Consider the following 22,355-nt stretch of genomic DNA (forward strand, 5'->3'; position numbering starts at 1 on the left):
AAAATCGGCTCCTTAGGTTAATTAAGGAGCCGATTTTTTATTATCCATCAGCTCGAATTTGATGTAGGAAACGTTTTGTTCGTTCGTGTTGTGGGTTTTTAAAGAGTTGTTGTGGTGAGCCTTGTTCTACAATTTCCCCACCGTCCATTACAACTACAATATCGGCGACATCAAGGGCGAATTTGATTTCGTGAGTAACCACTACCATCGTCCAGCCTTCGTTGGCGAGCTCTTTCATTGTATTTAATACATCTTGTACTAATTCAGGGTCAAGGGCTGAGGTCGGTTCATCAAATAGCATTAAATCTGGCTGAATTGCTAGAGCTCTTGCAATGCCAACTCGCTGTTGCTGTCCGCCCGACAGTTGGAATGGATAGAGATCGGCTTTATCTGATAATCCCACTTTTGCAAGCAAGCGTTTTGCATTTTCTTTGGCAATTTCGACCGCTTGTTGCTGCACAAATACAGGTCCTTCCATCACATTTTCCAATGCCGTTTTGTGTGGAAAGAGGTTATAGTTTTGGAACACCATACCTGATTTACGACGGAGTGCTAAAATATCTTTTTTACTTGTTTTTGTACCAAAATCAATTATTAATGGAGCATTATCAGTAAACTCTATCGTACCTTTTTCTGGCATTTCTAACGCATTCAAACAACGCAGAAAAGTCGTTTTACCTGAACCGGATGGTCCTAAAATAACAACGACTTGCCCTTTTTGAATGTCTAAATCAATTCCTCGTAGAATTGTATTTTGTCCAAAGGTTTTGTGAATATTACGGATTTTTATCATTCTTTCCTCCTACTTCGCTACAAATCGGTTAAAGCGAACTTCAAGTCTTGCTTGAATTAAGAATAGTACCCAGCAGAAGCACCAGTAGATAATTGCTGCCTCAATATAAACCGGAAGGAAGTCATAAGACATATTTGCCACCTGTTGTGCAACACGGAACATTTCAGTAACGGTTACGACAGAGGCTAGTGAGGTATCTTTGAACAATCCGATAAAGGTGTTGCTCAGCGGTGGTACTGCCACTCTAATGGCTTGTGGTGCAATGATACGGCGGAAAGTTTGCATATAAGTCATACCGATGGTATAGCCTGCTTCCCATTGTCCTTTGGGAACAGATAAAATTGAGGCACGAATAGTTTCAGAGCCATAAGCTCCAATATTTAGAGAGAAGCCAATAATCGCTGCCGGGATAGGATCAATGAAAATACCTACCGCAGGTAATCCATAGAATACGATACAGATCTGCACCAGCATCGGTGTGCCACGAATAATTGATATGTAACCTTTTACAAATAGCAGCAACAAGCGGTGTAGAATGCTAGTTGATGGACTAATTCTTACTAACGCAACACTTACAGCAATCAACATACCAATAACAAAGGAGGCAATTGCCAATGGAATAGAGACTAAAAAGGCGGCTTTTACCATAGGCAAGAAGCCACTTAACACCAAATCCACTCGGGCTTGGGTCATAAAGGGAATAGAAAGTAGTAGATCGTTTAACATCTAAAAACCTAAAATCTCCCTTACTTTTGAAATAGTAGGGAGATTAAACTTAAAAAAACAAAAGGGGCGAAGTCGCCCCTCAGCCAAATCCAATACGGATTATTGTACACTAATATCTTTACCGAAGAACTGTTCACCTAATTTTTTTAATGTACCATCTTCGCGTAATTGAACGATTGCTTGACTGATTTTTGCTAATGCTTCATCGTTACCTTTGTTTGCCACTAAACCTGCTCCCACTTTTTCTTCTTTTTCCCACACGATTTTCAAGCCTGAATTCGGATTCTTTTTCAAGTAATCTAATAGTGATAAGTGGCTATTGAAGGTTGCATCAGCTCGTTTTTGCTGAATTAATAGTAAGCCTTGTGCCATACCGTCGATTGGCACGATATCCGCACCGCTTTCATGTGCTAATTCGCCATAGTTAGAGCTTAATGTTTGTGCCGTTTTTACACCTTTTACATCAGCCGGGCTTTTGATTTTGGTTTCATCTTCACGCACTAATAATGCTGCACCGTCCCAGCTGTACGCTTCAGATTTATCAAATGTTGCACGGCGTTCCGGTGATGTTAAACCAACTTGGTTTGCCACTAAGTCAAAACGCTCACTTTTTAAACCAGCTAACATCGCGTCCCATTGTGTTTCTTTAAATTCAACTTTCACGCCGAGCTTTTCTGCTACCGCACGGGTTACTTCTACATCATAGCCTGTTAATTTACCGCTCTCATCGTGATAGGTATAAGGTGCGTAGGTTCCCTCTGTACCAACAGTAATTGTGCCTTTGTTATTGATACGCTCAAGTAAGCTCTCTTTCGCAAATGCAGAAACAGAAAGAGTAAGTGCTAATGCGGCAACTGATAATTTTTTCAACATAATAAGTTCCTTTTAATTGGTAAAATTTAGTATTTGCAAATTTAAAGGGAAAAATGACCGCTTGCAAATAACTAAATGGAATAAGCCATAATGAAATGGTTTTATAGTATGAATTGTTTTATTGATAATGGAACTATGAGGGAAAATAGCAAATTAAGTGGATTATTGGGAACATTTAGTTATAAAAAATTAGCACCTTAATTGGAATGAATTAAGGTGCTATTCTTTTTAACGCTGACGAGCTTTAAATCTTGGATTAGTTTTGCAAATTACGTACAGTTTACCTTTACGTCTTACAATTTGACAGTCAGGGTGGCGTGTTTTTGCCGATTTTAATGAATTTAAAATTTTCATTTTATGTCCTTCTTATTTTTTATTTGAAAGTGTTGCAGCAAAGCCTTTAAATCTATCTTTAAATTGACTTGCACGACCTTCATTATTCACTTCGCGACGTTTACCTGTGTAAACCGGGTGCGATGCCGATGAGGTATCTAAGGTATAAAGTGGGTACTCTTTACCATCTTCCCATACCATTGTTTTATTCGTCGATGCACAAGAACGGATAACCCAGCCTTGTTGTACAGAGGCATCATAAAACAGTACTTCACGATAATTTTCAGGATGAATCCCTTTTTTCATATTTTCTCCAAAATTTGACAATAGGCTATTAACCATAATTATATTATGGAATATATGTTATACGAAATTTAATTTTTATTCCATAACTTTTTTATGGAATTTAAAGAAAAAGCTAATTTTTAGATCTAGATCTGATTTTCATTTTTAAAATTATGTTAATCTAACAACCATTTATTCATAAATTGTGAGGAAATATGAGCAAAAATCCTTATTTGATTGCCCCTTCGATTTTATCGGCAGATTTAGCTAGATTGGGTGATGATGTGAAAGATGTGCTAAAGGCTGGGGCGGATTTAATTCATTTTGATGTAATGGATAATCACTATGTGCCTAATTTAACCTTTGGACCGGCAATTTGCCAAGCATTACGAGATTATGGCATTCAATGTCCGATTGACGTGCATTTAATGGTGAAACCTGTTGAGCGTTTAATTCCTGATTTTGCTAAGGCAGGAGCCGATTACATTACTTTCCACCCAGAGGCAACAGAACATATTGATCGTAATTTACAACTTATTCGTGATTTAGGTTGTAAATCCGGCTTGGTATTCAATCCTGCAACGCCTTTGCACTATTTAGATTATGTGATGGATAAAGTTGATGTGATTTTATTGATGTCGGTAAATCCGGGCTTTGGTGGGCAATCTTTTATTCCATCCACTTTAGACAAGCTACGTGAAGTTCGAAAACGCATTGATGACAGCGGTTACAACATTCATTTGGAAGTGGATGGTGGTGTAAAAATCAATAATATTGCCGAAATTGCTGCTGCCGGTGCAGATATGTTTGTAGCAGGTTCTGCGATTTTTGACCAGCCTGATTATAAAGCTGTCATCGAGCAAATGAGAACTGAATTAGCGAAAGTTCGTTAATCAGATCCGGAAATTTGAACTATCTCTATAGATTAAAGACAAACATAATGATAGAATGGTAGAACAGATACAGTTTTATTCTTGTGTATTGGAATAGTCTGGTTTGACCTTTCTATAAAAAGGTTGTATCTAAAATTATTTCGATTACACTAATTAACTCTCGCACTTATGCGATATTCACTATAGGAAAAACAAAATGAGCATTGAAGAACGCGTAAAAAAAATCATTGTTGATCAACTTGGCGCGAAAGCAGAAGACGTTAAACCGGAAGCTTCTTTCATTGAAGATTTAGGTGCTGACTCTTTAGATACCGTTGAATTAGTAATGGCTTTAGAAGAAGAATTCGATATCGAAATTCCAGATGAAGAAGCTGAAAAAATTACTACAGTTCAATCAGCAATTGATTACGTTCAAAACAATCAATAATTAGGATTGAGATTAGGCGACCACTGGTCGCCTAATTTTTTTATCGCTATTTCGTTTTACAGATGCAATTATTCAAGTGGTCATCAACCAGTCCCATTGATTGCATAAAAGCGTAACAAGTCGTTTCACCCACAAAAACAAATCCTCTCTTTTTTAACGCCTTAGACATAGCCTTTGAAGTTTCTGTTTTAGCCGGAATAGCTTGAAGCGTGGGAACATCATTAATTTGTGGTTGATGGTTCACAAATCCCCAAATAAATTCACTAAAATCTTCGTCTTTTTCCTGCATTGCAAGATAGGCTTTTGCATTTTTTATAATGGCTTCTAATTTTGCTCTGTGGCGGATTAAACCGGCATTTTGCATTAGTTGATCGAGATCTTTTTCTGTCATCTGAGCAATTTTTACAGGATCAAACTGATGAAATGCTTGACGATAAGCTTCTCGCTTTTTCAGTACAGTAATCCACGAAAGCCCCGCTTGTTGTCCTTCGAGACAAATTTTCTCAAATAGCTTGATGCTATTGAATTCAGGTTTTCCCCACTCTTCATCGTGATATTTCACGTAAAGTTCGCTCTCACCGCACCAATCGCAGCGTGTAGTTTTGCTCATTTGTAAAATTCCTATAAAAAATAACCGCTTGTTCCTAATATAAGATGAAACAAGCGGTCAAATTACGCTAAAAGTTTACCATTATTTTCTTGGTAAATAACGAGCAGGATCGACAGATTTCCCTTTGTAACGAATTTCAAAGTGAAGCTTGTTGGTGTTTGTACCGGTACTACCTAAAGTACCGATTTTCTGACCGGCTTTAACTGTATCTTGCTCATCAACATCAATGGTATTGTTATGTGCATAAGCACTTAAGAAGTCATCGGTATGTTTGATGATAATTAAGTTACCATAACCTTGTAGGGCATTACCTGCATATACAACTTTACCTGCTGCCGCTGCACGCACGTCTTGCCCTTTCGAGCCCGCGATATCTAAACCTTTATTGCCACCTTCTGCTGATGAGAAGCCTGAAATAACACGTCCATTGGTTGGCCATTGCCATTTAATTGATGAAGTAGGAGCTACCGTTGTATTTGAGGCAGACGATGGACTTTCAGAGGCGGTTGTCGCTCGAATAGTCGAAGTTGTACGATTTTCTACTTGGTTTGCATTACCTACAGAAGCTGTTACAGCTGATACTGTTCCTGCTGTTGCTCGAATGCCATTATTAGAAACGGGTACTTCTGTATTACCTGTTCCCGCTTTCACCGGACCTGTAATGTTACCATCAGAAGCGTAAGTCGTACCATTTGCACCTTGTTGATAAGTAATTTGTGGCTCAACCGGTACGGTTACTTTTTCCTCAACGGTAATAGTTTCTGTAGCTGATTTACCGGTCTTAATTTGTTGCCCTACATTTAATTGATAAGGCTCACTCATATTGTTAAGAGCGGCGATTTCTTTTACATCTTTGCCCACAATATAAGCAATTAAAAACATCGTATCGCCTTTGCGAACCGTGTAAGTTGAACCATCATAGAAGCCTTTTTGAATTTGGTTATACATCGGAGCATTGTTAGCATCACGCGGAATCTCAAAATTCTGATCGACTTTTTTCTCTACTGTTTTTGTTTTCTTCACAATTTTAGTCGTAGTCGTCGGCTGTGGCGGTTGTTCTGTAATCACAGGATTAGTGATAACAGGCTGCGGCACAGTTGCAACCGGCTGAGGTGTAGAAACAGGCTGCGGAATAGTTTGCACCGGTGTGTTCATTGAGCTTGGCATTGGAGCTGACTGAATATCAGACTGCCAACCACCGCTTGAGTTTATTGCTCCCATATTACTATTTACAGGCTGCATTACACCCGGACTAAGCTCATTATTGCCCGAAGCATTAACCACTGGTGCAGGATTGTTCGAGGAACAAGCAGCTAAAATAGCGGAAACTAAAGGTAAAAGTATAAATTGTTTTTTCATTAAATGATTATCCTAAAATTATTTCATTGTATCAGGCATAGACGTCGATTTAATATCGGACGGTAAGCTGTAACTCCCTTGACTTGCTCCAGAACCGGCAACAGGCTCTAATGTGCCTGAAGGTAAGAGGTTCGGATCATCAACGTTGTCCTGTTTAGAGCTTGTTCCACAAGCGGTCAAAAATGCACAAGAAATTGCAAATGTTAAAAATGATTTTTTCACTCAATCCGCCTATTAACGCACACGCAGTACTTGACCAACTTTTAGGGCAGAATTTGCACTTAAGCCGTTTAAGTTAGCAATATGGCTCGCACTTGTGCCTGTTAAGTAGCCAATTAAATAAAGGGTATCACTTTTACCCACTGTGTAAGAGCTATCGGTATAGCAACCTTTGGTAATTTGTGCGTAAATTGGGGCATTATTGCCATCTCGCACAACTTGGCAGTTGCCTACGTTTTCCATTTGAGCTCCATAGCTACCGCTTGAAACAGGCATTGGGGCAGGTGCGGCAGTAATAGGTTGTGGGGCTGAATATACAGGCTGTGCCGGCGGTACAGCAATGGGTTGATTCATAGAATCCGGCATTGGTGCAGTTTGAATGCTATCCGCAGATTGCCAAGTTGCGTTGGCATCTGTGGTTTCCACGCTTGATGTACTAGACTCGCTTGAGTTACTTGAACAGCCTGCTAAAGCGAATGAGACAAGTGATAAAACAAAAAGTGATTTTTTCATTTTCTATTACCCTTAAAATTTAGTTCAATAATTTGTAAAGAAGATAAGCAACTACCGCAAGCACGATAGTTCCCCAACCAATTAATTCAATAGAGTGGCGAATTCTGACTTCATATTTTTTGCCTCCCCACGCAGACAGTTTTGCGACTAAAATAAAGCGGGCAAAACGAGAAATTGCAGCGGTTATTACAAATGGGAAAAATGCCATTTGTAGCACACCGGCACATATCGTAAATACTTTAAACGGAATTGGTGAGAATCCTGCTAAGAAGACAACTGCCACTCCCCAAGTTTCAAACCACGCTTTTGCTCTATCGAAGTTTGCTTGCATTCCCCAGTTGGCAATAATGCCTTGTACCCAATCGGTCGCATACAAACCGATAAAATAGCCGATAATACCACCCAGCACGGAGGCAACAGTGGTATAAAAAGCATATTTAAACGCATTTTCCGGTTTTGCCATCGACATCGGAATAAGCATTACATCAGGCGGAATTGGGAAGAAAATCGCCTCAATAAAACTGACTAAACTAAGCCAAAATGCCGCTAAACGGTGTTTTGACCATTCCATAGTTTTGTCATAAATTTTTTCAAACAGTTTCATTAAAAATGCCTTTTAAAGTTGCAATAGTTTTATGTGCAGTCATATCCACTTGGATTGGAGTAATAGATACACAATCTCGATTTAACGCATAAAAATCGGTGCCGTAACTTTCATCTATTGGATCGCCTGTTACGCCAATCCAATACACATCGGCATTGCGAGGATCTTTCTGTTTTACGATCTCAGCAGCGGTTGAGCGTTCTCCTAATCGGGTGATCATCGTGCCTTTTAGTTCTGTATAAGGTAAATTTGGCACATTCACGTTTAAAACGTGGTTTGGCGGAAACATTTGATTTTCCATTTTTATCAACAAATCTAACACAACTTGTGCTGCGGTATTAAAATGGTTTTCGCCATCTAAAAATGAGGAATGCTTACGTCCAACCAGCGAAACTGCAATACTTGGTAATGGTAAATGGCGACCTTCTAACGCGGCAGCTACCGTGCCTGAGTAAACCACATCATCGCCTAAATTTGCACCGTGATTAATCCCCGAAACCACTAAATCAAATTTTTCCGCAAATTTACCGTCAAACAAGCCATTTAAGGCTAAATGGACACAATCTGCCGGTGTACCGGCGATTACCGCATAATTGTATTCATCAAAACGATGCACACGTAATGGATCGACCAAAGTTAAACAACTTGATGCTGCACTGCGGTTACGATCCGGAGCAATAATGGTTACAATATGCCCTGCATCTCGCAGTGCTTTGGCTAAGGTTTGAATGCCGACAGCGTGAAAACCATCGTCATTACTGATTAAAATTCTCATAATTTCCTTTAGATCTTACTGCTAAACAGATACTAAGTATAAAAGCATTCAATTCTAACAATTTTTCGACAATTTTTTTAGTCTAAAAGTGTAAAAAGCGGTAAGATTTTAAGAAAGTTTTGCAAATTGCAAAAAATCTTATAAATCTAACCGCTTGTAGATTTAAACTTCATTCTCTTCCGATAAACGTATTAACTCTCGCACCAATCCTGTTGCATAGCTACCTGAATCTAAAAAGAATTTTAATCTTAATCCATCTGTCTCAAATTGCCATTCGAGATCTTTAGGTTTGCAGATCATTGCTCGGCGGGCAGTGCTCATTCGCTCTTTTTTCATTAATTCCACTAGATCGGAGTGTTGTTCAATAATTGCTTTTTCGGGTTGGTTGCTTTCCAACTCAAGCGATTTTTCACCAATGAGAGGGGCGGTGAGTAATACATCAAAGTGAGCTAAGCGATCTTGGGTTTCGGCAATTTCATCTTGTTTTACGCAGAAAAAACTATTTGAGCCGGCAAGCTGAACGTAATCATTTTCTAGCACTTGATTCATCAAGCCATCTGCAATACGTTGGGAAACCACTAAATTAAATACTTCAGAGCGGGCAGCAGAAAGGTAGAAACTGCGTTTTTTGCGATCTTTTACCGTAATTTCACCCTTAGCCCAACGTAACGCTTGGGTTAAATTATGACCGTCTCGCCCGAAACGTTGTTCGGTAAAATAATTGGGGAATCCGACCGCTTGTATTTGCTGTAAGCGATGGGTTAGGTTATCGCTTTCTTTGACATCACGTAGCAATAACTCAAAATAATTGCCGGCAAGTGAGCCAACACGGATTTTGCGGTTGTGGCGAGTAACCTCTAAAATTTCCACACCTTCACATTCAAAAGTAGAGAAATCAGGTGTTTCTTTACCAGCCAAATGCAAGCAGAACCATTGCTCAGTAACGGCGTGGCGGTCTTTTAAGCCTGCGTAGCTCATCTCTCGCTCAGAAATTCCGACAAATTTTGCTAATTTTTCGCCGACAAAGAGAGTGTTTGCATTGGTTTTACGGATTTTAACTGCCACAAACTCTCCCTCGCCAGTCAGTTCATAGCCCAATTCTTCACGCACGATAAAGTCGGCAAATTCAGCTTTTAAATGCCCTTGGGTTTGAGGGGCAGAGTATAAATAGTTTAGTTGCATTGTTTTTTGCTCATTAGAAATAGATTTACTAATTATACGTTAAACCTTTCGATCTAGATCAGAAAAAGCGAATAAAAACCACAAAACGCTTTCAAAATTTGATATAGTTCACAACGATTTATATTTAAATTCAATTTATAGGAGAAACAAAATGGCACGTCGTCCACTGGTAATGGGTAACTGGAAATTAAACGGTGATAAAGCGTTTACTAAAACCTTAATTGCAGATTTAAAAGCAGAATTACACGGCGTTGAAGGCTGTGATGTAGCAATTGCTCCACCGGTAATGTATTTGGCTCACGCTGAAGCATCACTTGCAGGTTGTGGCTGTGGTTGTAGCGATAAAGGCTTAATTGCATTAGGTTCACAAAATGTTGATGTGAATGTGAAAGGTGCATTCACAGGCGATATTTCCCCTGAAATGTTAAAAGAGTTTGGTGCAAAATACATCATTATCGGGCATTCAGAGCGTCGTACTTACCATAAAGAGAGCGATGAATTTATCGCCCAAAAATTCAAAGTGTTAAAAGATGCAGGTTTAGTGCCGGTGTTATGTATCGGTGAATCTGAAGCAGAAAACGAAGCAGGCAAAACCGAAGAAGTGTGTGCACGTCAAATTGATGCAGTAATCAACGCACACGGTGTTGAAGCATTTAACGGTGCAGTTATTGCTTACGAACCAATCTGGGCGATCGGCACAGGCAAATCAGCGACTCCAGCACAAGCTCAAGCAGTACATAAATTCATCCGTGATCACATCGCAGCAAAATCACAAGCAGTAGCAGACCAAGTGATTATTCAATACGGCGGTTCTGTAAATGATGCAAATGCGGCAGAATTATTTACTCAGCCGGATATTGACGGTGCATTAGTCGGCGGTGCTTCACTGAAAGCTCCGGCATTTGCGGTAATCGTGAAAGCAGCGGCAGCAGCGAAAGCATAATTGCATTTTTAATATTACAAGCGGTTGTTTTTCTCATATTTTTTGCAAAATGTTTGAGAAAAACAACCGCTTTGCTATTTTTTATATCCACCAAAAAAGTTTACCACAGATTGAAGATCATTTTCGTTTTCGGGGCTGGCAAGTAACCTTCTTCCTCCGTGTAAGTCAATGACGAGGACTTTTTCACGAGGGCTTATCTCAGCTATATTTATTTGGTAAATTCTAGTGTAATGAAAGTAAACATTGGCAAAGAAAAATCCATTTTGTTTGAGTAAAAGACGTGGTGCACGAAAAAATGCTAAATAGACGGCTAAAATAACGCAAGTGCTAAGTAGATAGAGGGTAAATGCCGAAATTTGATTTTGAATGCCATAGCTAATAGAGAGTATGATTAAGCCGATTAATAACCAACTATCAATAGCTTTTTGTTTTTTGAGTACGACTGTGAGTTTTGTTTCGCCTTTAAGTTTATTCATTAGGATTTGATCGTAAATGGCAAAACTAAAGCTAAGTAAAATAAAGAAAAAAAGAATCGCATTTGTCATAATGTCTGAATAGTGGGAAAAATGTAGATAGAAATTATAAAAAAACCGCTTGAAGATCAAGCGGTCATTTTTGAGAGAAATTTTACATATCGGTATATTTAAGCTAATGCACCTGTTGCAGCACCTAAAATACCAATGACAAAGAATCCTAGGATAATCCAAATTGCATTAACACGGTTGCGAAGTAGCCACATACAAGCAAAGGTTAAAAGCAACGGCAGTAAACCCGGCATTAAGCTGTCTAAGATGCTTTGAACGGTGGTAATTTCGGTTGTACCATCTTGTTTCTGAATTGTAGAAAGCACAAGCGGAACATTGATGCTGGTCCATTTTTGGACTAAAGCCCCCATAATAAACAGACCTAAAATTGATGCACCTTCGGTTAATTTTTGTAGTAAACCTCCGCTCATATCTTGTACAACATCTAATCCTTTTTTATAGCCATAAACTACACCATAATAGCGGCTTGCTAAGCGGACAATATTAAATAAAACAAAGAATAAAATTGGACCTAAAAGTTCGCCTTTTAACGCTAAACCTGCCCCTAATGCAGCAAAGACGGGGCGAACGGTTCCCCAGAAGATAGGATCACCTACACCTGCTAAAGGACCCATCAGACCAACTTTAATCCCGTTAATTGCGGCATTATCGATCTCTTTACCATTAGCTCGCTCTTCTTCCATCGCAATAGTTACACCTAAAATAGGGGCACCAACAAATGGCTGAGTGTTAAAGAATTCAGAGTGGCGTTTAATAGCTTCTTTACGAGCAGGGTCATTTGGATCGGGATATAAGCGTTTGATGACCGGTACCATCGCATAAGCAAAGCCTAAAGCCTGCATACGTTCGAAGTTCCACGAACCTTGGAATAAGTTTGAACGACGTACAACGGCATTCAAATCGCTTTTCGTTACTTTTTTGATTTCGGTTGTCATATTGAATGCCCTCTTAGTCTAAACGGTTGTCTAAATCATTTTTCGGTGCAGCAGTTACTACTACTTGTTGGCCTTTGTTGTATTTTGGATGCATATGGATATACAACATTGCAATTACAGTACCTAGTACACCAAGTGCGACAAGGTTAAAATCAGTAAAACCTGCAATCACAAAACCGGCAAAGAAGAACGGCATTAAATGACCGGCACGCATCATATTAATCACCATCGCATAACCGACTACGGCAATAAAGCCACCTGCAATTTTGAGCCCTGTTGTTACAACTTCAGGAATCGCATTTAACATTGTTTGTACTGCATCTGTGCCTGCTGTTAGAGCAACAATTAATGCTGGAATAGCAATACGCATTGCTTGTAAGAGTAATGCACCACGATGTAGCCAATCTAAGCGGTTTAAGTTACCATCTTCTATTGATTTATCCGCTGCGTGTTGGAAGCCAACAGTGATAGCTCGTACAATATAAGTTAATACTTGACCTGCTGCTGCAAGTGGGATTGCAATAGCAATACCTGTTGAAATATCTTGTTTACCAACAATGACAAGAATGGTTGAAACAATAGAGGCAAGAGCTGCATCAGGAGCAACTGCTGCACCAATGTTCATCCAGCCTAATGCTAATAGTTCTAATGAACCACCTACAATAACACCAGTTGTAACATCGCCTAACACTAATCCTATCATCGTACAAGCGATTAGCGGACGGTGAGTTTGCCATTCATCAAGAATTGAGCCCATACCGGAGATACAGGCAACGAGGAATAAAAGCACAATTTGTAATGCTGAGAGTTCCATATTGATTTCCTTTAGATTAAATTATGTTTTTTTAATAAATCCATCATATATTGACGGCTATCACTTGAGACTTTACGTACTTCCAACTCAACACCTTTAGTGTCAATAGCTTTGAAAGCCTCAATATCCTTCTGATCAACGGCAACAGCGTGGCTGACCATTTTTTTCCCTTCTTTATGAGAAATGCCTCCAACATTAATGGAGGTAAGCGGAACACCACCTTCGATAAGTTCCAGCACATCGCTAGGATTAGTGAAGAGAAGCATCACTCTGTCATCTGCATATTCAGGATTGTTATAGACACGGATCATTTTAGGTACATCAACAACGTGTGCCGTAACACCAAGAGGAGCTACACTTTTTAACATCGTTGTACGAACGCTATCTTTTGCAACACCCTCATTTACGACAATAATACGATTTACCTTGCTTTCTTTTGTCCAAACAGTTGCTACTTGTCCGTGAATTAGACGATCATCAATACGGGCAAGAGCAATAGTCATTCGGCGACCATCATCGACAATTTCAGATTGTTGGGTAACAGATGTTTCTTGTTCTTGAGTTGGAGTAGTTGCTTGAGCAACCTCAGGTTGATGGTTTAATGAACGAATTCCTGTTGAGCCAGCTTCTAATGCTACTTCAACAAGCTCTTCTAGTGATTCAACATCATCACGAGCCATACAGGTATTGACTAACATTGGGATATTAACACCGGCAACAACATCCATTCCTGTTTTACCATCTTGGAAGCGATTAGCCGCATTGAAAGGGCTTCCTCCCCACATATCCACAAGAAATAGAACTTGATCACAATGTGATAATGGTCCATCAATTAATGTTTGGTATTTACCCATAATCGTTTCTGCATTTTCACCGGGAACAAAGTCAATGTATGCCACATCTTCTTGCTCACCAATTAACATCTCCGTCGTTTTGAGGAGTTGTTCCGCAGCAACACCATGGGTTGCTATAATAATAGCAATGCTCATTTGTTACTCCTTAGAGGTATTTAGGTTATTACTGGAGTGTGATTTTAATATGATAATTATTTCACGCAATGTATTAATTATGGAAGTGTGATCTATATCACATATAAAGATATTTTTTGTTTGTTAATTAGCTTTATTGTGATTTATTTATAACATTTTAATAACAAAATGTTACGGGTATTCTTCATTTTTGTTATATGCTCATTCTTTATTTGGAGTGGTTTTGTGCGAAGTAAAATATAATTGGAGTGCTGATGTATAAATAAAGAGCCATTGATTAATCAACGGCTCCTCTTGAATAGATAATAAGAATTTTAATTACTTATTTCCGGAAACAGCATTTTAATTACTGCTTTGGTTAAACGGCGAGATTTCCCTTGATATGGGAAAATATGCATCATCATCATTGGATTGAAGTTGGCTTCAATTACGCCCCAAGAGCCGAGATATGGCTCGGCAGGTTTTGTGAGATCTGGAATAATTAGATCGACACCGCAGACTTTTGCTCCCATAGCGTGAGCAATTCCTACCGCAATTTGTTTATAGCTCTCGTGCATTTGATCGGTCATATCAATCGAATCACCACCGGTACTAATGTTGGAATTGGCACGCAGCTGAACGGTTTGACCTTTCGCCGGCACGGAATTTACCGTTAAGCCTTGCTCTTTCAATTGTAATTGTTCGATTTCGCCCAAAGCGATTTTTTTCAACGGACTGCGTGAACCGTCCCCTCGTAGCGGATCGTCATTTTTCAGCTCAACCAATTCTTTGACGGAATGCACGCCGTCTCCTATCACATTGGCAGGCACACGCAAAAGCACGGCTAAGGTTTCATCGCCCAGCACAAAGAAACGGTATTCTGTGCCGACCAAATAATCTTCTACCATCACTTCTTTATCTTCACGGAACGCAATTTCCACCGCTTTTGCAAAATCTTCCCGATTTTTGACCGCTTGTTGGAAAATAGTGATGCCCAAACCGTAGTTGGTGGATTTCGGCTTGATCACCACTGCCTTACCCTCAAATAGCGGATAGTGAGCCACCGCCTCTTCGAGCGTGGTAAATTCCACACTTTTCGGCACGTTGAAACCGGCTTTCGCTAGCACTTTTTTCGTTACCACTTTGTTTTCCATAATGAGTGGCGAAATATATTGATCGTGGCTGGTCATATTGCCGTTTTTCACATATTCCAAATGATCGCCAAATTTCAGGGCAAGGAACTGATCGTTTTCGTCCAATAATTCCGTGCTAATACCTTGTTGAATCAAATCAAAGAATAGGGCTTGCGTGGACAACTCCATATTATCAAATGCCGACAACGCATAAAAACGTTCAAAGGCTTGGGCTTTGTATTCTTGAGCGAGTTTTGCTCCTAGTGCTTTATAGTTACCGAATTGTTCGATGGCTTTTAGTAAACGTCCATTAACTGTTTTCGTTGGATCAGCAAACTGAGCTAATTTATCACGCACAATAGCAAGTCTTTCTTCATTTGAACCAAGATCTTCTAACATCGCTAAAATATGCTTTAAAATCACCTCACCTTCGGTCCGGAAAGCGGTTTCCGCTCTTGGATCTTCGAGAGCTACTTGGTAAAGTTTCTGTTTGCCAATTTCTACCTCTTTTTGACCGCTTGCTTCCTCTAGCCACAACATTCCCAACAAGAATGTGTGGATAAATTTCGCATCTTCCAACGTAATGCCGTAAGGGGAGAAAGGGTTGAGATCAAATAGACGGAACTCGGCATATTTCACCCCATTTTCTAATAAATCACGGGCTTTTTTACCGCCACGTAAACGCACATTTGAGTAGAACTCTTTTTCCGCAATCAGCAAGCCTTTCGCCACCTGATCCTCAAGGCTTTCCACATAGCTTTCAAGGCTGTCGTGATTGACTTGAACATCAGCTGAATTGACATAACCATAAGGGCTTGAACGCAAGCTACGTACTAATTGCCCCGTTGCAAGCGGTGATTTTTCATAAAAATATTGCGATTCCACCGTTGGCGTGGCAGCAAGCAAGTAGAGCAAGATCCACTGATAACGCAAGAAGTTATTCGCCAACTTCATATAAAGTGCGTTTTGGTAAGTTTTTAGATCCGAGTATTCCGTTTGCAACCCAAAGGCTTTTTGCACAAATTCCGGCGAAAGTTGGAAGTTGTAGTGCACACCGCTAACCATCTGCTTATATTTGCCGTAGGTAGCAGACAGATGTTCACGATATTTCACATCCTCGGGGTTATCAAATTGTGCTTCTTGAATCAGGTCTTCCGGCGGTAAACCGGCAGGCATACTTAAAGGAAAAATGTACTCATCTTCCGGCAAAGAGCGTAAAACTACCTCGTGTATTGCCGATAACCAACGAAAACTATCTTCTAATTTCGCATTTGGAGGAGTGATAAGTTCTAACTGGCTTTCTGCAAAATCAGTTTGAATATAAGGGTGGTAAGAACGATTGCCAAATACGGCTGGATGTGGAGTGGTAACAATATTACCAAAGATATCAACACGTTGGCTCTCTTTTTCTAAACCAAAATTTCCTTGTTGAAACAGTAATCCTAAATGATTTTCTCGGATAAGTTGTTGTAGCTTCATTATCTATCCTTATTTAATTTATAAATCGGTAGAACAATAGCATAAATGAAAGGCTTAGTGAAATAGTAGGTTTTATTTTATTGGAATGAGCTAGATGATTTGGTTATGAAAAAAGCCCTTTAAAGCTAAATAGTATATTCAGTTTTAAAGGACTAATGAGTATTTAAATCAATCTACCTAATTCTTCTCCCATTCGAGTTTTCATTCCTGCAATCAAGGCTGGGTTGAGATGCACCGTTCCTTTAGGGAAAAGATTAATTACCGTTGAGCCTAAACGGAATGCACCCATTTCTTCACCTTTTTGTAATTTAATCGCTTTTTCACCTTCGGTTTCATAGTTCCAAACGACTACTTCATCAGCTCGAGGTGGGTTAATCACACCTGCCCAAACGGTACTCATACTTGCAGTAACGGTGGCACCCACTAAAATTTGTACCATTGGTCCGAATGCGGTATCAAATTCACAAATTACACGTTCGTTGCGAGCAAATAAGTTTGGAACGTGTTCCGCTAAAAATGGATTTACCGAATATAATTCACCCGGTACATAAATCATTTTACGTAAGGTGGAATCGCACGGCATATGCACACGGTGGTAATCACTTGGCGATAAATAAGTGGTAATAAATGTGCCGTCTTTAAATTTTGCCGCCATTTCTTCATCATTAGCTAATAAGGTTTCTAACGTAAAGTGATGACCTTTTGCTTGTAATAAGCGGTTATCAGAAATTTCGCCTGATTCGCTTACTTTACCGTCTGCCGGAAGGCAAATAGTATTTAAATCATTATTAATAGGACGAACGCCCTCTTTTAATTCACGAATAAAAAATTCGTTAAATGTAGCGTAATCTGAAGGCTCGGTTTTTACCGCTTCAGATAAATTCACTTTGTACTGCTTGGCAAATAATTTAATAATGAAATGAGTAACTGCTCCCCATTTTTGTTCCGCTAACCAACCTGCGGTTCTGGTAATTGCTAACTGTGGCAATAAGTAATGCAGAGCAATTTTTACACGCTGTAAATAAGTCGGAGTAGGGTATGATTTTAATTGCATTGCGTTTTCCTTTTTTTGATTAAAAACTGAAGTCTGTTTTTAAATGAGGGCGAAGTATAGCAAATACAATGCAAAATAGATAAAAAAATTAAAGATGTTGAAGTGGCTACAAAGAAAAAACAGATAGGGGCTTTGTAGGTTTGCCCACTTCAACATATCCTTGGCTGCTATTAAAACCTTACTCTAAAACAATATTAGCTCGATTTTTCTCTAAGGTTGCTTGCCCGATGCCGGATACTTCGGTTAGCTGTTCCACGCTTTTGAAATTGCCGTTTTTGGTACGGTAATCGACAATTGCTTGGGCTTTTTTGGCACCGATGCCAACTAATTTATCTTGAATTTCCGCAGCGGTTGCAGTGTTGATATTGACCGTATTAGTACTGGTTTGAATTTGAGTAGTCGTTTGCTCCACCTCTTGAGCAGGTACTGTTTCTGCCACTTTAGCGGTTTCAGCGGTTTGTGCCAAGCTGTAAGAAGACAAACCCAGTAACAAACTTAAACTTAGTGCTTTGATGATTTTCATAGGCTTTCCTTTTGGTTGTGAAAATTCGAGGAGAAGAGTAAAAGTGAATTAAAATGACGGCAAGTAGCAAAAATGAATTTTTCGACACAGATCGAAAAAATAGAAAAAGCTAAACTTATTAGCTTGCATTTGGTCTGAAATTAAGCGAAATTACAACAATTTGCAAAAAATTTATGAAAAATGACCGCTATATTGTGTAAATTTATTCAAATAAATTCAAATAAACCGTGAATTGATTTAGAATAACGGCATTTTTATATGAATTAACTCCCATTATTTTTGGAATAAATATGACACAAAATAACTTTCGTAAAGAGCCTGTTTTTGGCGAACCTTTAACTCCTAATCAAGAAAATGAAAAGGTAGAGTCAGCTCAAATAGAATCACAACATAACAAACCTTATGTTTCTCTACATTCAACAAAAGCACCTGCTCATACATTTACGCCAATTATGAAAAGACCTGATGCGACAGTGGAAGATAAAACAGCAGATGTATTTACAGCTAAATCAACAAAAGAATTTCAATTTACCCCTAGCTCAGAGAATAAGGAGAGAGTATTGAATGATGTGGAAGAAAATATCTCTGTAGAAACTACATCAGCAATAATGACTAAACCTATTGAAATAAGTGAAAAAGTAGAACCTGAAGCGGTTAAGCCTGCTCAAGAAAGTTTTACTACTGAGCGTATTATTCCAAATGCAGCAGCAACTGCAGCAGGGGCAACCTTAGCAGCTACGGCAGCTGTGGCGACTGCAAAAACAAAAGATATTAAAGCGAAAATGCCACCTAAAACACGTCGTTTATTATTAGTAGCATTATTAGGTTTAGCATTATTAGTGTTATTTTTCCTATTAAAACCAAGTACGCCTGAAACGGTGGAAGAGTTGCAATCGCAACAAGGTGGTAGTTTACCAATTGAGTTCCGTCCGGTAGATGAGGCAGAAGCAAAACGAGCGGAAGAACAAGCTCGTGCGGAGCAAGAAGCAGCTAAAGCACAAGAACAGGCTCAAGCTCAAGAAACTCAGTCGCAAGCACAACAAGAGGCAACAGCTGCAGTAGCACCAAGTCAAACTGAACAACCGGCTTCTAATCAAGTGCAAAATAATCAGCCACAGGCAACACAAGCTCCTGTTGCTGAGCAACCTGTAGCAGTTAAGCCTGTTCAGAATAAACCTGTAGTTGCACAGCCTGCAATCAAGCCAAAAACAGAGGGTAGCGTAATATTCCAACCTGAAACTACTCCAAAACAGCAGCCTAAAGCTGAGCGTGTTGTAGTACAGGCACAAAAAGAGCCGGCAAAAGTAGTGGCTAAACCGGCAGAAAAAGCACCTGTAAAATCTGAAGTAGCTAAAACAAATACAGCTTCGGCAGCAGTATCTACTAAAACAATGACAGTGCCAAAAGGTGTATCGTTAATGCAGGTATTCCGTGATAATAATTTAAATATCTCAGATGTGAATGCGATGAGTAAAGTAAATAATGTAGTAAGTAATTTAAAAGTGGGTGAACGAGTAACTGTTCATTTAGATAAAAATAACCGTGTGGTTGAAATGAGCATTGGCTCAGGTGGTAAATTTACACGCCAAGCAAACGGTAGCTATACTTTTAAATAATGAGGAAATAAGAGCAACGCTACAAGCGTTGCTTCTTTGTTTTTAAGGAGGAGTATATGAACTTATTTTCCAAATCCTATAAATTTATTGTTTTGGCGGTATCAGTAGGCTCTTTAGCAGCTTGTACAACCGAGATTATTCCACCTGTTGAGCAAGTTGAAAAAGTACAAAAAGTAGCAGAACCTGCTAAAACTGTGATTAAGCAGGTCGAGAAAGCGACAGAAATCAATCTATATCTTTGTAAAAACAATAAAAAAGTTGAGGTTGAACGCCAAAGAGTTACAAGGAATACAACAAAAAAAGAAACTATTATGGTTAATTTTCAAGGTTCGACTCATCAACTTTCCCCTGCAGTAACCAAAGATGGTAAAAAATACACGAATATTCGCTGGACGTGGCACGAAATGCGTAATGGCAAAGCATTTTTATATAATACAACGAAAAAAAATCTTGCTGAAAATTGCGTAAAACAATAACAAGCGAGGACAAAAAGTATCGCTTTTTGGGCGTTGGCTTTGCCAATTGCAGCGAAGCTGTGAACAATCCTTACAAGGATTGTTAATGATTTTTAAGAGAATTTTGCAAATGAATATTTTAGTTATCGGTCCTTCTTGGGTGGGGGATATGATGATGTCTCATTCACTCTATCAACAACTCAAAGTGCAATATCCAAATTGTCAAATTGATGTAATGGCTCCGGATTGGTGTCGTCCGCTGTTAGCTCGAATGCCTGAAGTACGGAAAGCCATTTCAATGCCGATTGGACACGGTTCATTTCGCCTATGTGAGCGTTATCAACTCGGGAAATCATTGAGAAATCAATATGATATGGCAATAGTGTTACCAAATTCATTGAAATCTGCCTTTATTCCGTTTTTTGCGAAAATTGCAACACGTCGAGGCTGGAAAGGCGAAAGTAGATATTTTTTCTTAAATGATCTTCGCTCAAATAAAAATGATTATCCGATGATGGTTCAACGCTATGTTGCGTTAGCCTTTGAACAAGGTGCTATTCCTCACGCTGAACAATTGCCGATTGCTTACCCTTACTTGAAAACCGATAGTCAAGAAATTGAGCAAACCAAAGCAAAATTTGAGAAGCAATTAAGCTATGCAGAAAACTGTCCTGCAATCGGTTTTTGTCCGGGTGCGGAATTTGGACCGGCAAAACGTTGGCCACATTACCATTATGCAGCACTTGCTAAAATGTTGATTGAACAAGGCTATTCTGTGCGTTTATTTGGCTCAAAAAAAGATGAAGAAGCTGGTGAACAAATCCGCTTATCTCTGCCTGAAAATTTACAACGTTATTGCTTAAATTTAGCCGGGCAAACGGATTTAAACCAAGCGGTAGATTTAATTGCCGATTGCCAAGCGGTTGTGAGTAACGATTCGGGGTTGATGCATATTGCTGCTGCCCTAAATAAACCGTTGGTTGCCCTCTACGGTCCAACCAGCCCACAATATACGCCGCCACTGGCTAAAAATGCGGTGATTATCCGCTTGATTGAAGGTGGGTTAATTAAAATCCGCAAAGGCGATGGAGCAGAAGGGTATCATCAAAGTTTGATTGATATTGAGCCGCAAATGGTAATAGAAAAACTCCAAGCATTATTAGCATAAACTCACTACAAGCGGTCGTTTTTGTAAATTTTTTTGTAAAAATCACCGCTTGTTATTTATCAAAATGAAAGTTCTAATTGTAAAAACCTCTTCAATGGGCGACGTATTACACACTTTGCCTGCTTTAACTGATATGCAAAATACAATTCCTAATTTGAGTGTAGATTGGGTTGTTGAAGAAAATTTTGCTGAAATTCCGACTTGGCATCCTATTGTTAATAAAATTATTCCTGTCGCCATTCGCCGTTGGCGAAAAAATTTATGTAAGCGTTCTACTTGGATAGAGTGGCAACATTTTTTGCAAGAACTGAAAAGTGAGCAATATGATGCTGTGATTGATGCTCAAGGGCTTATTAAAAGTGCGGTGTTGGTTACCCAACAAGCGAAAGGTAAAAAATTTGGCTATGATAAAAACTCCGCTCGAGAAGGGCTAAGTAGTCTATTTTATGATAAAAAATTTGATATTCCTTACCAACAACACGCGGTAGAGCGGATTAGAAAATTATGTGCAAAATCATTAGGTTATACATTGTCTGGAACTCAAGGTAATTACCGCATTGCACAACATTTTGCAAAAAATCAGTCGAAAAAGACCGCTTACGTTATGCTCATTCACGCGACAACTCGTGCGGATAAACATTGGAGAGAGGAGTATTGGGCGGATATTATAAAAGAGCTTGCTAAGCAAAATATTGAAGTACGGTTGTCTTGGGGGAATCAAACTGAAAAAGAACGAGCGGAACGTTTAGCTAAGGTGATGGGTAATGTTGTGGTTCTCCCTAAAATGGGATTAACAGAATTAGCAACGCAGATTGTGGGGGCTAAAGCGGTAGTGTCGGTGGATACAGGGTTAAGTCATTTGGCGGCAGCTTTAGATAAACCAAATGTGATTTTATACGGAGCAACCGATCCTAAATTAATCGGAGCTTACGGTCAAAATCAATGTTATCTAAAAGCCGATAAAATGGAAAATATTAAACCTTTACAAGTACTAGAAAAATTAATGCCGTTGATTAACAAATAATCATTGTTAATCTTTTACTGTGCTTGACTTTTATCCGTAACCAATTTAAAATTTGCCGTCCTTTCGTGTGAAAGGATATTTTTAATTTTATTTTTAATAATTTTAA

General features: G+C 39.1%; 26 protein-coding genes. 7 read left to right on the forward strand and 19 right to left on the reverse strand.

Translation table 11 applies throughout. From position 1 onward, the window contains the following. Window positions 1-40 precede the first annotated feature (40 nt). From V6W77_RS00180 to V6W77_RS00200, 5 genes are all read right to left on the reverse strand, one after another. Window positions 41-793 (reverse strand): amino acid ABC transporter ATP-binding protein, encoded by a 753-nt coding sequence (locus V6W77_RS00180; RefSeq protein ID WP_334235680.1) that lies wholly within the window; start codon window positions 791-793, stop codon window positions 41-43. Between the two features lie 9 nt (window positions 794-802). After that, a complete protein-coding gene (locus tag V6W77_RS00185) occupies window positions 803-1,519 on the reverse strand; it encodes an amino acid ABC transporter permease (RefSeq protein ID WP_025235253.1) in 717 nt (238 codons plus the stop codon). 99 nt (window positions 1,520-1,618) lie between these two features. Continuing rightward, on the reverse strand, window positions 1,619-2,392 hold the full coding sequence (locus V6W77_RS00190; RefSeq protein ID WP_334253436.1) for an amino acid ABC transporter substrate-binding protein: 774 nt from the start codon (window positions 2,390-2,392) through the stop codon (window positions 1,619-1,621). 228 nt (window positions 2,393-2,620) lie between these two features. Beyond that, window positions 2,621-2,746, reverse strand: a complete 126-nt coding sequence (ykgO, locus tag V6W77_RS00195) for a type B 50S ribosomal protein L36 (protein ID WP_025218041.1) — start codon at window positions 2,744-2,746, stop codon at window positions 2,621-2,623. Window positions 2,747-2,758: 12 nt separating this feature from the next. After that, a complete protein-coding gene (locus tag V6W77_RS00200) occupies window positions 2,759-3,031 on the reverse strand; it encodes a type B 50S ribosomal protein L31 (protein ID WP_025235255.1) in 273 nt (90 codons plus the stop codon). A gap of 194 nt (window positions 3,032-3,225) precedes the next feature. On the opposite strand from V6W77_RS00200, the gene rpe reads away from it, so the two are divergent. Both rpe and acpP read left to right on the forward strand, forming a co-directional pair. Next, window positions 3,226-3,903, forward strand: a complete 678-nt coding sequence (rpe, locus tag V6W77_RS00205; protein ID WP_334253437.1) for a ribulose-phosphate 3-epimerase — start codon at window positions 3,226-3,228, stop codon at window positions 3,901-3,903. A 196-nt stretch (window positions 3,904-4,099) separates the two neighbouring features. Continuing rightward, window positions 4,100-4,330: an acyl carrier protein gene (gene acpP / locus V6W77_RS00210; RefSeq protein ID WP_006249478.1), complete on the forward strand. Its 231-nt coding sequence runs from the start codon at window positions 4,100-4,102 to the stop codon at window positions 4,328-4,330. 46 nt (window positions 4,331-4,376) lie between these two features. Here the strand turns inward: acpP and V6W77_RS00215 are convergent, their stop codons facing one another. The 7 genes from V6W77_RS00215 to truD all read right to left on the reverse strand — a co-directional run bounded on the left by V6W77_RS00215 (window position 4,377) and on the right by truD (window position 9,592). Continuing rightward, window positions 4,377-4,940: a DNA-3-methyladenine glycosylase I gene (locus tag V6W77_RS00215; RefSeq protein WP_334253438.1), complete on the reverse strand. Its 564-nt coding sequence runs from the start codon at window positions 4,938-4,940 to the stop codon at window positions 4,377-4,379. A gap of 81 nt (window positions 4,941-5,021) precedes the next feature. Continuing rightward, window positions 5,022-6,299, reverse strand: a complete 1,278-nt coding sequence (locus tag V6W77_RS00220) for a peptidoglycan DD-metalloendopeptidase family protein (RefSeq protein ID WP_334253439.1) — start codon at window positions 6,297-6,299, stop codon at window positions 5,022-5,024. An 18-nt stretch (window positions 6,300-6,317) separates the two neighbouring features. Further along, window positions 6,318-6,521, reverse strand: a complete 204-nt coding sequence (locus V6W77_RS00225) for a hypothetical protein (protein WP_025235259.1) — start codon at window positions 6,519-6,521, stop codon at window positions 6,318-6,320. Between the two features lie 12 nt (window positions 6,522-6,533). Then, window positions 6,534-7,031 carry a LysM peptidoglycan-binding domain-containing protein gene (locus V6W77_RS00230; RefSeq protein WP_025235260.1) on the reverse strand — a complete coding sequence of 166 codons (498 nt, stop codon included), beginning with the start codon at window positions 7,029-7,031 and terminating at the stop codon, window positions 6,534-6,536. Window positions 7,032-7,050: 19 nt separating this feature from the next. Continuing rightward, window positions 7,051-7,635 carry a YqaA family protein gene (locus V6W77_RS00235; protein WP_283386429.1) on the reverse strand — a complete coding sequence of 195 codons (585 nt, stop codon included), beginning with the start codon at window positions 7,633-7,635 and terminating at the stop codon, window positions 7,051-7,053. After that, complete coding sequence (surE, locus tag V6W77_RS00240) at window positions 7,622-8,410, reverse strand: 5'/3'-nucleotidase SurE (RefSeq protein WP_334234213.1); 789 nt, start codon at window positions 8,408-8,410, stop codon at window positions 7,622-7,624. Before surE ends, V6W77_RS00235 begins: the two co-directional genes overlap by 14 nt. 162 nt (window positions 8,411-8,572) lie before the next feature. Continuing rightward, window positions 8,573-9,592, reverse strand: a complete 1,020-nt coding sequence (truD, locus tag V6W77_RS00245; protein ID WP_334253440.1) for a tRNA pseudouridine(13) synthase TruD — start codon at window positions 9,590-9,592, stop codon at window positions 8,573-8,575. 151 nt (window positions 9,593-9,743) lie between these two features. Between truD and tpiA the strand changes: the two genes are divergently transcribed. Next, window positions 9,744-10,535, forward strand: a complete 792-nt coding sequence (gene tpiA, locus V6W77_RS00250; RefSeq protein ID WP_006251116.1) for a triose-phosphate isomerase — start codon at window positions 9,744-9,746, stop codon at window positions 10,533-10,535. 74 nt (window positions 10,536-10,609) lie between these two features. Here tpiA and V6W77_RS00255 read toward each other — a convergent pair whose 3' ends face one another. From V6W77_RS00255 to V6W77_RS00285, 7 genes are all read right to left on the reverse strand, one after another. Beyond that, on the reverse strand, window positions 10,610-11,080 hold the full coding sequence (locus tag V6W77_RS00255) for a DUF986 family protein (protein WP_334253441.1): 471 nt from the start codon (window positions 11,078-11,080) through the stop codon (window positions 10,610-10,612). A gap of 98 nt (window positions 11,081-11,178) precedes the next feature. Continuing rightward, window positions 11,179-12,015 (reverse strand): PTS mannose transporter subunit IID, encoded by an 837-nt coding sequence (locus tag V6W77_RS00260; protein ID WP_025235265.1) that lies wholly within the window; start codon window positions 12,013-12,015, stop codon window positions 11,179-11,181. Window positions 12,016-12,028: 13 nt separating this feature from the next. After that, complete coding sequence (locus V6W77_RS00265) at window positions 12,029-12,829, reverse strand: PTS mannose/fructose/sorbose transporter subunit IIC (protein ID WP_334235672.1); 801 nt, start codon at window positions 12,827-12,829, stop codon at window positions 12,029-12,031. A gap of 11 nt (window positions 12,830-12,840) precedes the next feature. Further along, entirely contained in the window at window positions 12,841-13,818 is a 978-nt protein-coding gene (manX, locus tag V6W77_RS00270; protein WP_283386425.1) for a PTS mannose transporter subunit IIAB, read from the reverse strand. Window positions 13,819-14,132: 314 nt separating this feature from the next. Then, window positions 14,133-16,409, reverse strand: a complete 2,277-nt coding sequence (gene gshAB, locus V6W77_RS00275; RefSeq protein ID WP_334253442.1) for a bifunctional glutamate--cysteine ligase GshA/glutathione synthetase GshB — start codon at window positions 16,407-16,409, stop codon at window positions 14,133-14,135. 163 nt (window positions 16,410-16,572) lie between these two features. Continuing rightward, window positions 16,573-17,463 carry an archaetidylserine decarboxylase gene (gene asd, locus V6W77_RS00280; protein WP_334253443.1) on the reverse strand — a complete coding sequence of 297 codons (891 nt, stop codon included), beginning with the start codon at window positions 17,461-17,463 and terminating at the stop codon, window positions 16,573-16,575. Window positions 17,464-17,641: 178 nt separating this feature from the next. Continuing rightward, window positions 17,642-17,986: a ComEA family DNA-binding protein gene (locus V6W77_RS00285; protein WP_025235270.1), complete on the reverse strand. Its 345-nt coding sequence runs from the start codon at window positions 17,984-17,986 to the stop codon at window positions 17,642-17,644. Between the two features lie 290 nt (window positions 17,987-18,276). On the opposite strand from V6W77_RS00285, the gene V6W77_RS00290 reads away from it, so the two are divergent. The 4 genes from V6W77_RS00290 (at window position 18,277) to rfaC (ending at window position 22,249) form a co-directional block, all read left to right on the forward strand. After that, window positions 18,277-19,602, forward strand: a complete 1,326-nt coding sequence (locus tag V6W77_RS00290) for a LysM-like peptidoglycan-binding domain-containing protein (RefSeq protein ID WP_334253444.1) — start codon at window positions 18,277-18,279, stop codon at window positions 19,600-19,602. Window positions 19,603-19,658: 56 nt separating this feature from the next. Next, window positions 19,659-20,078 carry an MliC family protein gene (locus V6W77_RS00295; RefSeq protein ID WP_334253445.1) on the forward strand — a complete coding sequence of 140 codons (420 nt, stop codon included), beginning with the start codon at window positions 19,659-19,661 and terminating at the stop codon, window positions 20,076-20,078. A 109-nt stretch (window positions 20,079-20,187) separates the two neighbouring features. After that, a complete protein-coding gene (gene waaF / locus V6W77_RS00300) occupies window positions 20,188-21,225 on the forward strand; it encodes a lipopolysaccharide heptosyltransferase II (RefSeq protein WP_334234193.1) in 1,038 nt (345 codons plus the stop codon). A gap of 64 nt (window positions 21,226-21,289) precedes the next feature. After that, window positions 21,290-22,249 (forward strand): lipopolysaccharide heptosyltransferase RfaC, encoded by a 960-nt coding sequence (gene rfaC / locus V6W77_RS00305; protein WP_334253446.1) that lies wholly within the window; start codon window positions 21,290-21,292, stop codon window positions 22,247-22,249. Window positions 22,250-22,355: the final 106 nt, after the last annotated feature.

The sequence above is a fragment of the Mannheimia indoligenes genome (genome assembly GCF_036880405.1).
Taxonomy (GTDB): Bacteria; Pseudomonadota; Gammaproteobacteria; order Enterobacterales; family Pasteurellaceae; genus Mannheimia; species Mannheimia indoligenes.